Here is a 14,711-nt window from a genome sequence, read left to right on the forward strand (position 1 = left end):
GCTCCATTCTAGCCTCAGCACGACTAGTTGACATGATACTAGTCTCACTGCGACTATCAATCATCCGCACTGCACCACGCAGAGAGAGCCCACCGATATGCCCTCCGCCCAGCGCCACCCCTCCGATCCCGACCTCGTCAAGCACCTCGGTGCCCGGACGCAGGTAGTTCGCTTCGGGGTCGACAGCGGCGGCGTACCGACGATCGACGACCCTCCAAGGAGGCACCAGTCATGACCCACACCGGCAAAGCCCGCACCGCGCTCGTGATCGGAGGCGGCATCGCCGGCCCGGTCGCCGCGATGGCACTCCGTCAGGCAGGTATCGAGGCCGCCGTCCACGAGGCGTACGATCACACGGCCGACGGGGTCGGAGGCGGCATGACCATTGCCCCCAACGGCCAAGACGCCTTCGCCGCGGTTGGTGCGGGTGACCTCGTTCGCACCATCGGCACCCCAGTCACCGCCATGGGACTCCGGAGCTGGACGGGCAAGCCGCTCGCGCGGTTCGCCCCGCCTTCACGCCTCCCGTCCTCGCAGTTCGTCTGGCGCGCCGATCTCTACCGGTCGATCTACGACGAGGCGGAGCGCCGCTCCATTCCCCTCCACCACGGCAAGCGGCTGACCGGCGCGACGGACACCGGCTCCGGCGTCACCGCGCACTTCGCGGACGGTACGGAGGCGAGCGCCGACATCCTGATCGGCGCCGACGGCATCCGCTCCACGGTCCGCTCCCTGATCGACCCCGCCGCACCGTCACCGGCCTACGCCGGCCTGGTGTGCTTCGGGGCGCGCATGGACCGGTCAGGGATGCCCTCGACCGACGGGGTCATGTACATGTGCTTCGGTAAGCGCGCGTTCTTCGGCTACCAGATCTTCGACGACTCCTCGGCGGTGTGGTTCGTGAACCTGCCCCACCCCGCCCCGATGACCGTTGCCGAGGCTCAGGCGATCGGCGCGGAGGAGTGGATGCGCACCTTGCGGACCGCCTTCGCCGATGACCGCACCCCTGCCCTTGAAATGATCAGCCGTACCGACGCCGGCGAACTCCTCATCACCGGTCCGATGGAGAACATGCCGAGGGTCGCGAACTGGACCCACGGCCGTATGACCCTGATCGGCGATGCGGCCCACGCCGCCTCGTCCAGCTCCGGACAGGGAGCCTCCCTCGCCGTCGAAAGCGCCGTCGAACTGGCTCGGTGCCTGCGGGACCTGCCTTACGACCAGGCTTTCGTGGCGTACGAACAACTGCGGCGACCCCGCGTCGAGCGCATCATCAAGCTCGGCGCCCGCACGAACAGCAACAAGACCGCGGGTCCCCTCGGTCGCGCCCTGCGCGACCTCGTGATGCCGGCCGCCATGAAACTGATCAACCCCGAGAAGACGGCCTGGCAATTCGACCATCACATCGACTGGGAGGCGAAAGCCGCCTCGTTCAGCTGAACTGCAGCCCGTCCGCCGGCAACGGGCTGTTGCCCCTTTGCGCACGTCGGGCGCCGAGCACGCCGGATAGGGGCGACCGGTCACCCCGGGCCATGACCGCGGCCAGTTCCCCGTCGATCGTCTCGAACGCAATCCGCGACGCGGACCGGTGCGTTCGCGACGCATCGCTTTGCTGCACGCTCTCAGGTGAGGTTGACGTGGGCTCTCGATGAGCAGTTGACGACCTGTCGAGCAGCCCGACGTCCCGTTCCGGCGCCACTGGTTCACCCGCTTCGACGCGCATGCCCGCGAGATGCCCATCTCGACGGCGACGATGAGCGAGCGGGCGCGTCATGGACCGCTCGACGAGCCGACGGCAGTCCTCACACAGTCAGAGAGGCGTGGGCGTAGGTCATGATCCGACCTGGTGGGCCATGTAGGAAGCTGAGCCGGCCGCAAGCAGCAGGTACAGGCTGGGAAAGGCAATGTTGCGGTAGATGCCGGCCCGGACGTGAGCAATGACGGCACCGATGAAGAACACGGTGAGTCCGATGCCTGCCGCAAGGCCGAGCCAGGGCAGCCAAGCCAGTCCGACGAGAAGCCCGACAGCACCGGCGAGTTTTGACGTCGCAAGTCGCGGAAGCACCTTCAAGGGAAGGTGCACTTCAGTGGAGTTCTTCACCACGAATCCCGCTTTTGCGTAGTCGGCCGTTGCGATGAATGCGTTGGCGACAATGCAGAGGACCGTGAGGACGAGCAGGACTGTCGTCATGCGCTGTACCGGCCGGTCACGGGGTACGAGCGTGGAGCCCGGTCATCATCGGTCTGCCCGGGCACCCCACTGCCGGTCGCCGCAGCGGCAGGGAGCGACGGCGACCGGTCTCAGCACTGTCGCGGAGTTCGAGGGTCGAAGGGGACGCGGGTTCGCCGACGGCGCGTATGACCAGGTAGCTGGTCCGCCGTGGTGCCGATTCTCGCAGCGCGGCGAACAACCGCACCTGGTCGGGGCCTGTGCGGAAAGGAACGGTCTGTACGCTCATGGGCGTGCGTCTCCTTCGGGATGTCGGGCGTGAGATGGGTGGTCTCATCGGTCCCGACGTCTCGCAAATGGAAAAGGTGACACCCAGTGGAACTGGTGAGGGAGTTCGAGGCCGCCCGGCCGCAGCTGATGGCGGTGGCGTTCCGACTTCTTGGATCCGTGCACGACGCGGAAGATGCGGTGCAGAGCAGCTGGATCAAGGCAGCCTCGGCCGACAGCGACAGTCTGCGGAACCCGGCGGCATGGCTGACCACAGTGGTGAGCCGCGTGTGCCTCGACCGACTGCGCATGCGAGCTCGCCGCCATGAGGAGCCGCTACGGGCCGACGAACTCCCGGCGGAAGAGCTGACGGCCGACGAACGCTACCTGCGGCGGGAACGAGTCTCCCGGGCGCTCATGGTCGTCCTCGACGCGCTGACTCCTGCCCAGCGCGTCGCGTACGTTCTGCATGACCTGTTCGATGTCCCGTTCCGTGACGTGGCGCGGATCCTGGCCATCAGTCCGGACAGTGCCAAGAAGCATGCCAGCCGGGCACGTACACGGGTGGAGAGCACCGATCCCGCCGCGCACCGGGCGGCTGCGGTCGACACCGCCGTTGTGGAAGCGTTTCTTGCCGCAGCCGCCGGCGGCGACATCGACCGGATGATCGCTCTGATGGCCGACGACTGTGTGCGCATCGCAGACGGCACTCTCCTTCCTTCCGGGGCACCCGCCGTCGTCCGCGGCGCCCGGGCCGTCGCCGAGGAGACGACGCAGTTCGCGGAGCGGATCCGCGTCAGTACATGGATGCTCGTCAACGAGTGCCAAGCGCATGTCATCGCTCCCGGCGGGCACCCACTCGCCATCATCAACATCGCCATGAGGAGCAATCAGGTCTCCCAGGTCACCGTCACCCGAGTAACCGCGCAGACGACCTTCGCCCTGCTGTCGACAACCTCCTGACCCGCAGCGCCTAGCGCCCGTGGCGAGTCGGAATCCGTCGGCCGGAGTCGATCTCTGACTGAGGCCGGTCGCATGCCGGCAGACATCCACGGGGCGAGCTGCGACGATGGCCCTATGCTGCAGGTTTGTCTCAACGGTGCTCGAAACCGTGCCGAGTACTCCCGTCTGCCCGTGACCGCCGACGAGCTGGCAGCGGCGGCCCGTGAGGCTGTCGCCGCCGGTGCCGAGGACATCCATCTGCACCCCAAGGACCACGACGGTCAGGACACGCTGGAAGCCACCGCCGTCGCCGCCGCGGTGAGCGCGGTGAAGCTCGCGGTCCCGGGAGTCCCTGTCGGGGTCACCACCGGTGCGTGGACCATGGCAGACCCCCAGGCACGAGCCGCCCAGGTCCGGGCCTGGACCGTGCTACCTGACCACGCCTCCGTGAACTGGCACGAGGACGGCGCCACCGATGTCGCCGCGGCGTTGCTGGAGCGGGGGATCGGCATCGAAGCCGGCATCTATTCCGGCACTCCCGCGGCACAACGTTTCCTGAACTGGCCCGGATCACGCCGAGTCCTGCGCGTCTTGGCCGAGACCACGGAGACCACACCACAGGAGGCGCTCCACTCCGCGGCCGGCCTGCTGGACGAACTCGCATCGGCGGCGACCCCGATCCTCTTGCACGGCGAAGACGCCGCCGCATGGCCCGTCCTGCAACTTGCGGCCTCCCGCTGCCTGGATACCCGCATCGGCCTGGAAGACGTGCTCCACCTTCCCGATGGCGCCCCCGCGCCGGGCAACGCCGCCCTCGTCCGTGCAGCGCGCGCGATCATCCAGCACACACAGCAGCGCACGTGTAACGAGTCGTGATCACGCACTCCCCATGAGGTCCTTGACCGGATCAGGGAGGCGCGGAGGTGAAGTGCGGCGCGGTGCCTCTCGGGCACGGGGTGAGTCGCCCGGGGCGTCATGGCTGTCGTGCCAGAACTACTTCGCGCCCAGGGAGCACGACACCGAGCGGTCACGCCTGCTGCCGCTGGACGAGCCATCCGAGTGCGCCCCAGCCGCTCGGGAAGACGGGCGCTCGCGCGGACTACGGGCCGCTTCGGACGCGAGGTCGACGCACGCCCGTCGAAGAGTTGCCGTGCTGCTGGCCGCAGTCGGCATGTCTCGGTGCTCACATCGTTGCGAGGGCGATTCCGGGGTAGGTGGGCTGTGCCGGCGGGGAAGCGGTGCAGTGCCTGGGGAGGTCGGCACCGCTTCCCCGCCCTTCCTGGTGCCGAGGGTGGACCCGGTCCCATGCGTCGCTCTCGGCCTTGCCGTAGTTGGTGGCGTCGATGGTCGCGGGCTGGGGCCAGGTCTCCGACTTGGTGAACCGGAATTGCGGGCCGTGCCCGTCGGCCGAGGTAAGTCAGGTTCCAAGATGCATCCTGTCCGACGCGGACGGATTGCCCCTACGCGTGGGGCTCTCCGCAGCCCCCGGCAGCCAAGCCCTGAAGCCGACGCTGCCGCTCTCCCCATGGGACACGAATTTCACACGACGGGCCCCCACCCCGCCGCCTTCCAGCGGACACGGCGTAAGACATCCTTCACCTGCGGCTATGGCTCTGGGGCAAGTGCATCCGGGGCCGTATCGCGCGCAAGGGCAGCGACTCCAGCGGGCGGCTCGGTCGGCGGCGGATGGGTGATCGAACGCACCATGTCCTGGCTGACCGGCCACCGCCGTCGCAACCACCCCTGCGAGCGGAAACCACGCGAACTGCATGGCCCTTCAGGCATCACCAGGAAGAGTGGGCTGACCGGCCGCCGTAGGGAGAGGCCTCGGAGGGGGCGATGGGGCGCCTTCGCCTCGGTGGGGCCGTGTCATGCGTGGGTGAGCGGGAGAGAAGACCTCGTGCACTCAGGTCTTACGCGGGAACCGTCTGCGCCGAGGACTACAGAAACCGGCGGATGGGCAGGACGGCCGTCTCGCGGACGCGTTGCGCGAGCGAGCGCCTCTTCCAGCGGTCCTCTGCGATCAGTTCGCTCACGGCTACGTCTTGCTCGAAATGCTCGTCCAACGCAGTGGTGAAGTCCTGGTCCAGTACGGCGAGCATGACCTCTTCGTCGTGGTCCAGTGAGCGCCGGTTGAAGTTCGTCGATCCGACCAGAGCGGCGACACCGTCGACGGTGATCACCTTGGCGTGCATCATCGTGGGCTGGTACTGGAAGATCTTCACTCCGCAGGCGGTGAGGTCTTCGTAGAAGTGCTGGCCCGCCAGCTGACAGACCCGCTTGTCCGTGTGCGGACCGGGCAGCAGGATTTCCACCTCGACCCCGCGCCGCGCGGTGGCGCAGAGGAGCTCGATGAAGTAGGTGTCGGGTGAGAAATAGGCGGTGGACAGCCGGAAGCGTTCCTCGGCCGATTCGAGCATGACGCGGATCAGCGTCTGCATGTCCTGCCAGCCGAAGCTGGCCGAGCCGCGCACCACCTGCACGATCGAGTTCCCCTTGGAGTCGTGCTCGATGAACCGGTCGCGGTCGTCGAAGAGGTCCACGTGGCACTCGGCCCAGTTCTGGGCGAACGCGGCTGCAATGCCGTCCACGGCCGGGCCGCGGACCTGGACGTGGGTGTCGCGCCACTCGTTCTCGTTGCGCGCGTTCCCGCACCATTCCTCGGCGATGCCGACTCCGCCGGTGTAGGCCGTCGCCTCATCGACGACGAGGACCTTGCGGTGACAGCGGTGGTTCTGCTTGAACGGCGAGAGGTGCAGTGGCTTGCGGAACCACGCCACCTGTACCCCCGCGCGTTCCATCGCCTCCAAGTGAGCGGTCTCGATCAGCCGGCTGCCGAAACCGTCCAGCAACAGCCGTACCCGCACGCCCTCGCTGGCCCGTTCCGCCAGCGCCTGGGCGAACTCGCGGGCGATGTCACCCTTCCAGTAGACGAACGTCATCATGTCCACCGTGTGCTGAGCCGAACGGATGCCGTCCAGCATCGCCGCGAAGATCTCATCCCCGTTCCGCAAGGGAACCAGAGAGTTGCCCTCCGTGGCCGCGATGCCGATCAGTCGCTCCAACCGGCGCCGTATTCGCGTGATGCGCTCGTCGGCCGAAGGTCTGGGCCGAGCCTCCGGGAGGGCGTGGGTCTGTTCCGGGGCATCCTGTGTACTGGTCATGGTCTCACCTGGCCGGCGTAAGAATCGGAAACGGGGCCGGGCGCGGCCCGGTCCGGCGCGGGTCGGCACAGCGAGCCGACTGTACCCCTGCGGCCCCGATGCAGCCCGGACGCAGTGTCTCGCCTCCCGCCGGTGGACACGCTGCGCATGCACTGATCCGCCGGGAGCGGGGGTACACACCCCTCGCCCCCAGGAACCCTTCATGGTGATCGTCGGCATCGTCGCTGTCCGTGTCGTTCTCGCTGTCCTCGCCTTCTTCGGCCCGCGCTTGTCCGCCGTGCCGGACATGACACTCAGCGCACCGTGTGCGCTGGCTCACGCGCGGTGACACGGCCCGGGGTACGGGGCCCTGGGCCGGGTCTTCCGCAGCCCTTCCGGGGGAGTGGGGCGCCCGCAACGGGGCAGGAGCCGGTTCCAGGCAAGTGCGCGACCAAGAGAGGGTTGGGACATGGCAGCTGCTTCTGCGCCTACCACGGACACCGGGCGGAGCGAGACGGTGGTGACGCAGAAGGCCGGTGAACTGCCGTGGATCGAAGACGCGGGAAAGGTAGCTCCCCAGGACGCCCGGGCCCTGTCGAAGCTGTTCTTCGACCAGCTCCAGGTAGTGGAAGAGGGCACGCGGGAGTACCAGTACGCACGCAACACCCTCATCGAAATGAATCTGTCCCTGGTTCAGTTCGCCGCGCGCCGGTTCCGTAACCGAGGCAGCGCCGACATGGAGGACATCGTCCAGGTCGGCACCATCGGGCTGATCAAAGCGATCGACCGGTTCGATCTCTCTCGTGAGGTCGAGTTCGCCACCTTCGCCGTCCCCTGCATCGTCGGCGAGATCAAACGATTCTTCCGCGACACCACCTGGGCGGTGCACGTCCCCCGGCGTCTGCAGGAACTGCGCGTCACCCTCGCCAGGAGCAAGGAAACCCTCGTCACCGAACTGGGCCGCACCCCCACAGTGAAGGAACTCGCCGCCCACCTGGACCTGAGCGAGGACGAAGTCATCGAGGGCATGGTCGCCGCGAACGGCTACGTCGCCGGAACCATCGAGACCCCGGGCGGCGACGAGGATTCCAGCGGCGGTGGCCAGAAGTACGCGGATACCCTGGGCACGGTCGATCCGGCCCTGGAACTCTTCGAAGACCTGCACACGCTCGGTCCTCTCCTGCAACAGCTCGATGAGCGGGAGCGGACCATCATCGAGCTGCGTTTCGGCAAGGAGATGACCCAAGCAGAGATCGGCCACCGGCTGAACGTGTCACAGATGCAGATCTCCCGCCTGCTCACGCGCATCCTCGCCAAGCTTCACACCGGCCTCCTGCCCGCGTGACAGCCCTCTTGTCCGCCCTGGCCCACCCACACCCGCACACAGCACTGAAAAGGGGGCATCCGTCATGAATGCCGAGCAGGATCCCACGCCCCGGCCGTCCGGCCCTGTCGTCACCGAGCCGGTCCCGGACATCCAACTGCAGATGCTGATACGGCTGATCGGGCAGGACCCACAGGCCGCACTGCCCATCACACTCACGCTCGGTGGCGGCTTCCTCTACGGGGACCTGATCTCCCACCAGGCATGGACAGCGGGCTGGGCGCACAGCATGCGCAGGGTTGAGGGGTCCGGCGCCCAGCTGCTGGAGCGCTTCCCGGAGCTGGTCGACCAGGCCGTCATCGACACACAGGGACAGCAAGGGCCGCAAGAGCTGCCACAGTGGATCCATCTGCGCGATGCCACCGGATCCGCCGGTGTGATCATGCCGTTGTGGCGTGGCCGACTCGCGGACATATCCGGCTGGTCGCTGGGCAAGCCGGAATAGCGGGCGAGGGCTGATACCGCCGTATACACGGCACACTGCCGGTTTCCAGGTCCACCAGAAAGCGACGGGCGCGGTTCCCGAGAAGCAGCAGGGACGAAGCCGAGGAGTGAGGTGTCGGCGTACACCTGAACGTGCACCGGTAGGTACAGCTCAACGTACACAAAGCCCTTGAGCATTTTCGGGCTGTTGCTGATACTTGGCCATGGTGATCGCTGGGGGCCGTTTGTCTTCGCGGGCCGCTGCTTGATCGGTGGAAGTTCAGCGACGAGGATGCGGAAGACGAGATCACCCGGGGAGGCGTAGTGCGTCTGGGGACGGTGGCGGTGACGGGCGCGGCGGGGAACATCGGGTCCGTCGTGCGCAAGGCGCTTCGAGGTGAAGCGACGCGTGTGATCCTGCTCGACCGGGTGCCGCTGCGGCCGGAGGCTGGCAACGAGGACGTGCATACCATCGACCTACGCGACGCGGACGCCGTGGAATCGGCACTCGCGGGCGCTGATCAGGTGGTCCATCTGGGCGGCGTGCCGGACGAAGCGCCGCTCACGGATCTCCTCGACGCCAATGTGCTCGGCACCCACCACGTCCTGGAGGCGGCACGACGTTTAGGCACCGAGCGGGTAGTGCTGGCCAGCAGCAACCGCGTGACCGGCTTCTACCCCGTCGGGCATCTCACGAGGTCGCAGGAACCCGCACGGCCTGACGGCCTGTACGGGGTGAGCAAGGCAGCCATCGAGGTCCTCGGCCAGCTCTACGCCGACAAGTTCGACCTGTCCGTCATCTCCCTGCGCATCGGCAGCTTCGAATCCGTCCCGACCGAGCCTCGGCACCTGGCGACGTGGCTCAGCCCGCGCGACGCCGTCGGATACATTCGGGCCGCGCTGACCGCCCCCACCTCCACCCGCTTCGCCACCGTGTACGCCGTCTCCGCCAACACCCGCCGTTTCTGGGAAATCCCTGATCCGGCGGTACTGGACTACACACCCGTCGACAACGCCGAACTCTACGCTGTCGACATTGCCGGAGCCGACCTCCCGACCGACCCGGCAGCACCCCAGGCCGGCTCCTACGCCCTGCCCGAGTTCACCCTCCCGCACCTCCGGTCCTGACCATTCGGCCACCCATCAGCGACACCCTCCACGCGATCGGGCGCGCGTGGCCGATCGGGCTGACCATCGTGCGGTGCCGGTGTTGTGGTGCACCACGCACGGTGCATGTTCACCCGTACCAGGTTGTGCACTTTCACGCGAACGCCGACATGAGGTCGGCCGCATTCCCCGGTATGCGGGCGATGTCCGCCTCCAAGCGCATCAAGGGTGCAGCCTCCGGATATGTGGCCGAGTCCTCTTCGCCTGCGCAGCGCCACGGTGGGGGAGCCCGCCGTGTGGCTCTCCCCACCGCGGAGGGAGATCCGGCTCAGCTGGTCGCGAGGGCGAAGGGCCCGTCGTGCGCGAAGACGAGCTTGGCGAAGTTCTCGCCGATACGACGGTGGCCTTCGGGGCTCGGGTGGATCGCGTCCGGCAGGGGGAACTGGTCGTGCTCGCTCGCGCCGTAGAGGCTGAGCCCGTCGAGGTAGTGGAGGTGGGGGTCCCCGGCGGACCGCTGTTCGACGATGCCGGCAAGCACGTCGCGGACGATCGCGAGTGTCAGCCGCCCGGCGGCGGTCTCCGCCGGATCACCGGTGGCCTTGAACTTCAGGGTTCCGCTGGAAAGGTCCGGCATCAGAGGTCCGGGAGTGTTCTCGTGAGTCGGACACAGGAGGGGGGAGACCAGAAGCAGTGGGGTCGTGGGGTGGCCCTCCCGGATGGTGTCGAGGAAGCCATGAACGGCGGGAACGAAGGCACGCAGGCGCATGGCGTCGCTGTTGACGACGTTGATGCCGAGCTTGAGGCTGATCAGGTTAGCGGGTGTGTCGCGCATCGCGCGGGCGGTGAACGGATCGACCATTGCGCTCCCGCCGAATCCAAGGTTGATCAGCTCCACACCGCCTGCGGAGGCGGCCAGGGCAGGCCAGATGGTGCTCGGGAAAACCGCGTTCGATCCCTGGCTGATGGAGCTGCCGTGGTGGAGCCACACCCGGCGCCCGCTCTTCGGGGCCGGCTCGACAGGGGCGTCGGTGCGCAGCGAGATGACCTCGGTGATCTCCGCGTGCGGGAGCCAGACCTCGATGTCCTTCTCGCCCGCGGGCAGGTCGGTGAAGTGAGCGGTTCCGGAGGGGCCCGGGGTGAATTCCGCGATCTGGGTCCGCATGTCGGTGATCGTGCGCAGGTTCCCGCCGTCCACTGTCGTCCGGGCGGTGAGGAGGCCGTCGACCAGGAGGTCATAGACGCCGTCCGGCGGTGGCGGGAAGCCGGCGTAGACACGCTTGGTGGGCCGGGTTTCCAGGTCGATGCTGGTGGCGCTGGTACGGAACACGAGCCGCACACCTGAGGGTTGGGCCTCGGCCACGGTCAGCAGGTCGTCGGGAATCTGGCGGCGCGCCCAGGCCGGCAGTCGGTGCGGCAGCAGGCCGTCAGCTGTCTCTTCAATGTCGAGGTGCCCCCGCAGGAAGTCCTCGGTGAGGGGTGTGACGATCCGGTTCCGTTCGGTGCTCATTGCCTCAAGCCTTCTGATTCGGGGGTGGAGTGTCGGTATGGCGAGGCCGGCGCGCAAGGCGTGGGCCGGTCAGAGAGCGGACCGGCTTCGCACGCCGGTGTCGAGGCCGTCCGGCGTCCAGGCCGAGGACGGCTGCGCAGCGATGTCCGTGGGGTTGAAAGCGCCGGCTGCTTCCAGAGCGGCATGGCCATGGAAGACGCTGCCGAGCATGCGGACCGCGTGCGTCTGGTCCGGCTCAGCCAGCTCGTAGCCGCGAGGAATCGCCCGTGTCATCTGCGCGTGGCGGATACCTGTGCCGGCCGGGGCGGTCTGCGGGTCGAGCCCGGGCTGCTGCGTACCGCCCCGGCGTGCGCGCGGGCGTACGCCGGGTAGGCATTCGCGAACGCCGTCAGAGCGTCCTTGCCCGCCCCCGGCCACGGCGTCGGCGCCCCGCGGTCAGCGAGTTCCTCCCACGCGAAAAGCGCACTCGGAGTCCTCAGGTCACGGGAACTCTTCAGGTGCGCATACGGGCTGCCTGCTTCACGTGGAAACGCCGGGCCGGCGCGGACAGAGTCACTTGGTCGAAACCGGCCTCATCGTCGAGTTCCGCACCAGCGAGCGTCAGCCGCTCCGGGCTCAGGCCCGTCTGGACCATAGCCTCTATCACCTCCCCACGTGCCTACATGTCCATGTGATCTACCTATAGGTTATAGGTAGAAGCCTAGCTGGTTAGCGTGCGGGGTGCGAGAGCAGCCGGGAGTCGGCCGTGGAAGAACTGGACGGCGCTCTCCCGAGGGGCAAGAGGGCAAGCGGGCAAGCGCGGCGTTCGGGCGCCGGTCGTCACCGATGGCATGCCGCACCTGGCGCTCTGCCGCTGGGCGACCAGCGAGTCGGTCGAGGAGATCCAGCCCGACCCGAGATCGCGTCCCGACCGGCGAGGGCTTCGCGTCAGCGCCGCGAGCGGACACCCCACACTCAGCTCACCCAGTGGCTGAGACCTGCGCTCGGTTGCCATCTCCTACGGCGAGCGCACCGAATCGTCCAGCGTCAAAGCCGGAGGGAGGGGGCGCATGCGGGCCACCTCCGGGCATCCAGTCCACTCGGCGCCATGGACCCCGGTGTCAGGGACGCTCATCAGCCGACGCCTGTGGCGTGGGCAGGTGGCTGGTGCGCCGCCAGGTACCCCCGGGCCGTGCAACGCGACCAGTCCACGCAGCTTCCTGCTCGTCGAGATCTGCGCGCAGCTACCCGAGACCGCCATTGCTCTGGAGAAGCTGGGCGTTGATCCATCCGCCCTCTGCCGAGCAGAGGAACGTGACCAGATTCGCGCAGTCCTGCGGCACGCCGAGGCGTCCCAGGGGCGTGAAGCGGATCATGTCTGCCTTTTGATCTTCGGCCATCCAACCGGTGTCAGTCGGCCCGGGGTTGATCGCGTTACAGGTCACTCCCAGATGGGCGAGCTCGCGGGCGGCGGCCAGCGTGATCCGGTCCATAGCCCCCTTGCTCGCGCCGTAGGGCAGGTTGCCGACGGTGTGGTCGCTGGTCAGGCTGATGATCCGCCCGCTTCCGTGCCGCCCGCGGAATCGCAGCCCGTACTCCCGGATCAGCAGCCACGTTGCCCGCGCGTTGACCGCGAAATGGAGGTCGAAGCTCTCCACCGTGGTGTCCAGCAAACCGGAGTCAACCGACTCGCAATGGCAGAGCACCAACGCGGTGACATTCCCCAGCTCCCGCTCGACGTTGTCGAAGAGCTGAGCCGGCACCGCCGGGTCGCTCAGGTCCGCCTCGACCGCGAGCGTTCTCGCCCCGTGGGACGCCACCTCCTGCCGCAGCCCTTCGGGCGCGCCAGGCTCCCTGCCCCACTGCATCCGTGCGTCATACGGAGTCCAGTACGTGAAGGCCACGTCCCAACCTGCCCGGGCCAGATTCAGAACGACGGACGCCGCGATCCCCGCCGAACGTCCCGCCCCCGTGACCAAGGCAAGCGGGCGCACGGCCTCTCCCGCGTCCTGCCGCCATCCCACGCGCGTCTCCCCAGTCATGATCCTCATCCTGGCGGTCCGCCCATGGCGCGTCACTCGATTTTCGCGGGCCCTGCCATGCTCATTCATTCCCCTTGAAATGCGCAGCCCCGGCCGCCACGAGGCCCCCAGACTGTGGATGCCGGATTTTCCCCTCCTGGTGAGCCACCGTCCTTGGCCCGCTACCACCGGCCCGGGCCACAGACAGTTGGACCTGGCCGGTGGTGCCGGCGTCCTGCTCTGCCGCTTCACCTGCCGTGCCGATGACCAGGTCCTCGCGCGGGGCCCACGCCCCGGCCTTGCAGACGCACACCGATTCAGTGGCGGGAACGCCTCCGCAGGACCTCGGCCGCTGGTAACCCGGGCCTCACCTCGGCTGATCCGCGGTCGCCCCGGCCCTCACCCACACGGTCCGGACCGCGCTGAGCCGTGCGTGCCCACCGGGGGTCCGACGGGTGCGGTCAGCCTCCGGTCAGCTGCGGTACGGGCCGCCGACGCGGAATATGTGCCGTCATCGCTCAGCCCGCCGACCGAGCCGGTCACCGCCTTCGTCGCGGCCGGGCCGACGGATGACCGCCCGCTCTCGACGCCGAGACGTACAAGCTGCGCAACGCGGTCGAACGATGCATCAACCGCCTCACGCAGTGGGGCGGCTTGGCCATGCGAACGGACAAGCTCGCGATCGCCTACGAGGGCGCACTCCACCTCACTATCCTGATCTGGACGCGAGCATAGGCGCGGGTCAGCGGGAGCTGTGCGCTGCCTGGAGCGTCGTCTTCCATTCCAGGGCGGGAAGCTCGTAGCCCCAGCGCTTCCGGCACCCGTCTGTCCCGTGTTCGGAGAGAAGCTCCTCAATCAGGGCCATGAAAGCCCGAGTCATTGCCCATACCTGTGGATGACCAGCGATCTCCTCCGTCTCACCGTCCTGGGGCGTGCGACGCCCTATGCGAGCGTGGACAACCCTTGCTCCGGCTATCTGGTTTCCGGCGGTGGCACTCGGGTCTGGGTGGATGCGGGCAGCGGGACGCTGGCGGCGCTGCAGCGGCATGTCCGGCTCGATGCGCTGGACGCGATCTGGATCTCGCACCTGCACGCCGATCACAGCGCGGACCTGCTCACCGCCTACTACGCGGTGCTCTTCGCGGACACACAACGTGCCACGCCCATCCCCCTGTACGGGCCGCCGGGCATCGCTGACCGGCTGGCTCACTTCCTCACCAACACCTCGACGCGCAGCCCGGTCGAGTCCGCCTTCGCCGTCCACGAGCTGGATGACGGGCATCAAGCGCGCGTCGGCGCACTGAGGATGACCAGCCGGGCAGTGGCGCACGGCATCCCGGCCTTCGCCGTGCGCATCGAGGTCGAGGGCCGATCGCTGGTCTACTCCGGGGACACAGCACCGTGCGCGAACCTCACACGGCTGGCCGAGGCATGCGATGTGCTGCTGTGCGAGGCTGAGAGTGACCAGCTACCGGCCGAGGGCGAGCAGGTGCACCACACGCCCGAAGACACCGGCGACACGGCCGGCGCGGCCCGGGCGGGGCGGTTGATCGTCACCCACGTCGGCCGTTTCCTCACCCCGCAACAGGCGGTGGCACGCGCCTCGGCGCGGTTCGACGGTCCCGTCGACTATGCCGCACCCGGTGCTTCGTTCTCGATCGGTTAGGCCACGACTGCCTGGGGCCGTTCGACCCCCACACCTTGGTCCCTGGCCTGCGGAAACACTTCTGCCAGGGCCCTCCGCAATTTCATGGCACCGTCGCCGTCC

12 protein-coding genes and 3 pseudogenes are annotated in these 14,711 nt (G+C 68.0%); 10 read left to right on the plus strand and 5 right to left on the minus strand.

Going from position 1 to position 14,711, the window contains the following annotated elements:
• Positions 1-231: 231 nt before the first annotated feature.
• Positions 232-1,440: an NAD(P)/FAD-dependent oxidoreductase gene (locus E6R60_RS09315; RefSeq protein ID WP_136325957.1), complete on the plus strand. Its 1,209-nt coding sequence runs from the start codon at positions 232-234 to the stop codon at positions 1,438-1,440.
• Between the two features lie 391 nt (positions 1,441-1,831).
• Here the strand turns inward: E6R60_RS09315 and E6R60_RS09320 are convergent, their stop codons facing one another.
• A complete protein-coding gene (locus E6R60_RS09320) occupies positions 1,832-2,191 on the minus strand; it encodes a DoxX family protein (RefSeq protein ID WP_136325958.1) in 360 nt (119 codons plus the stop codon).
• Between the two features lie 354 nt (positions 2,192-2,545).
• On the opposite strand from E6R60_RS09320, the gene E6R60_RS09325 reads away from it, so the two are divergent.
• The 3 genes and pseudogenes from E6R60_RS09325 to E6R60_RS37270 form a co-directional block, all read left to right on the plus strand.
• Positions 2,546-3,400, plus strand: coding sequence for a sigma-70 family RNA polymerase sigma factor (locus E6R60_RS09325; protein ID WP_206309355.1), 855 nt, complete (start codon positions 2,546-2,548; stop codon positions 3,398-3,400).
• Positions 3,401-3,514: 114 nt separating this feature from the next.
• On the plus strand, positions 3,515-4,255 hold the full coding sequence (locus E6R60_RS09330) for a 3-keto-5-aminohexanoate cleavage protein (protein ID WP_136326037.1): 741 nt from the start codon (positions 3,515-3,517) through the stop codon (positions 4,253-4,255).
• Positions 4,256-4,778: 523 nt separating this feature from the next.
• Positions 4,779-5,141 (plus strand): annotated as a pseudogene (locus E6R60_RS37270) (IS5/IS1182 family transposase); the annotation flags it as partial.
• 178 nt (positions 5,142-5,319) lie between these two features.
• Here E6R60_RS37270 and E6R60_RS09335 read toward each other — a convergent pair.
• Positions 5,320-6,543 (minus strand): phospholipase D-like domain-containing protein, encoded by a 1,224-nt coding sequence (locus E6R60_RS09335; protein WP_136325959.1) that lies wholly within the window; start codon positions 6,541-6,543, stop codon positions 5,320-5,322.
• Positions 6,544-6,745: 202 nt separating this feature from the next.
• Here E6R60_RS09335 and E6R60_RS37775 point away from each other — a divergent pair, with 202 nt between their 5' ends.
• From E6R60_RS37775 to E6R60_RS09350, 4 genes are all read left to right on the plus strand, one after another.
• Positions 6,746-6,871 (plus strand): hypothetical protein, encoded by a 126-nt coding sequence (locus E6R60_RS37775; RefSeq protein WP_276613945.1) that lies wholly within the window; start codon positions 6,746-6,748, stop codon positions 6,869-6,871.
• A gap of 120 nt (positions 6,872-6,991) precedes the next feature.
• Positions 6,992-7,867, plus strand: a complete 876-nt coding sequence (locus E6R60_RS09340) for a SigB/SigF/SigG family RNA polymerase sigma factor (protein WP_136325960.1) — start codon at positions 6,992-6,994, stop codon at positions 7,865-7,867.
• Positions 7,868-7,931: 64 nt separating this feature from the next.
• Entirely contained in the window at positions 7,932-8,351 is a 420-nt protein-coding gene (locus E6R60_RS09345; RefSeq protein ID WP_136325961.1) for a hypothetical protein, read from the plus strand.
• A 302-nt stretch (positions 8,352-8,653) separates the two neighbouring features.
• Complete coding sequence (locus E6R60_RS09350; protein WP_206309356.1) at positions 8,654-9,457, plus strand: NAD(P)-dependent oxidoreductase; 804 nt, start codon at positions 8,654-8,656, stop codon at positions 9,455-9,457.
• Between the two features lie 307 nt (positions 9,458-9,764).
• On the opposite strand, the gene E6R60_RS09355 is transcribed toward E6R60_RS09350, so the two are convergent.
• The 3 genes and pseudogenes from E6R60_RS09355 to E6R60_RS09365 form a co-directional block, all read right to left on the minus strand.
• On the minus strand, positions 9,765-10,943 hold the full coding sequence (locus E6R60_RS09355; protein WP_136325962.1) for a GDSL-type esterase/lipase family protein: 1,179 nt from the start codon (positions 10,941-10,943) through the stop codon (positions 9,765-9,767).
• Positions 10,944-11,012: 69 nt separating this feature from the next.
• Positions 11,013-11,577: pseudogene (locus tag E6R60_RS09360) on the minus strand (TetR-like C-terminal domain-containing protein).
• Positions 11,578-12,166: 589 nt separating this feature from the next.
• Entirely contained in the window at positions 12,167-12,964 is a 798-nt protein-coding gene (locus E6R60_RS09365) for an SDR family oxidoreductase (RefSeq protein ID WP_136325963.1), read from the minus strand.
• A 468-nt stretch (positions 12,965-13,432) separates the two neighbouring features.
• Between E6R60_RS09365 and E6R60_RS09370 the strand changes: the two are divergent.
• A pseudogene (locus E6R60_RS09370) lies at positions 13,433-13,678 on the plus strand (IS5/IS1182 family transposase); the annotation flags it as partial.
• 160 nt (positions 13,679-13,838) lie between these two features.
• The gene (locus E6R60_RS09375; protein ID WP_136326039.1) at positions 13,839-14,609 is read left to right on the plus strand and encodes an MBL fold metallo-hydrolase; all 771 of its coding nucleotides are present in this window, start codon (positions 13,839-13,841) and stop codon (positions 14,607-14,609) included.
• The last annotated feature ends 102 nt before the right edge of the window (positions 14,610-14,711 follow it).

It is taken from the genome of Streptomyces sp. A0642, assembly GCF_004795105.1.
GTDB lineage: Bacteria > Actinomycetota > Actinomycetes > Streptomycetales > Streptomycetaceae > Streptomyces.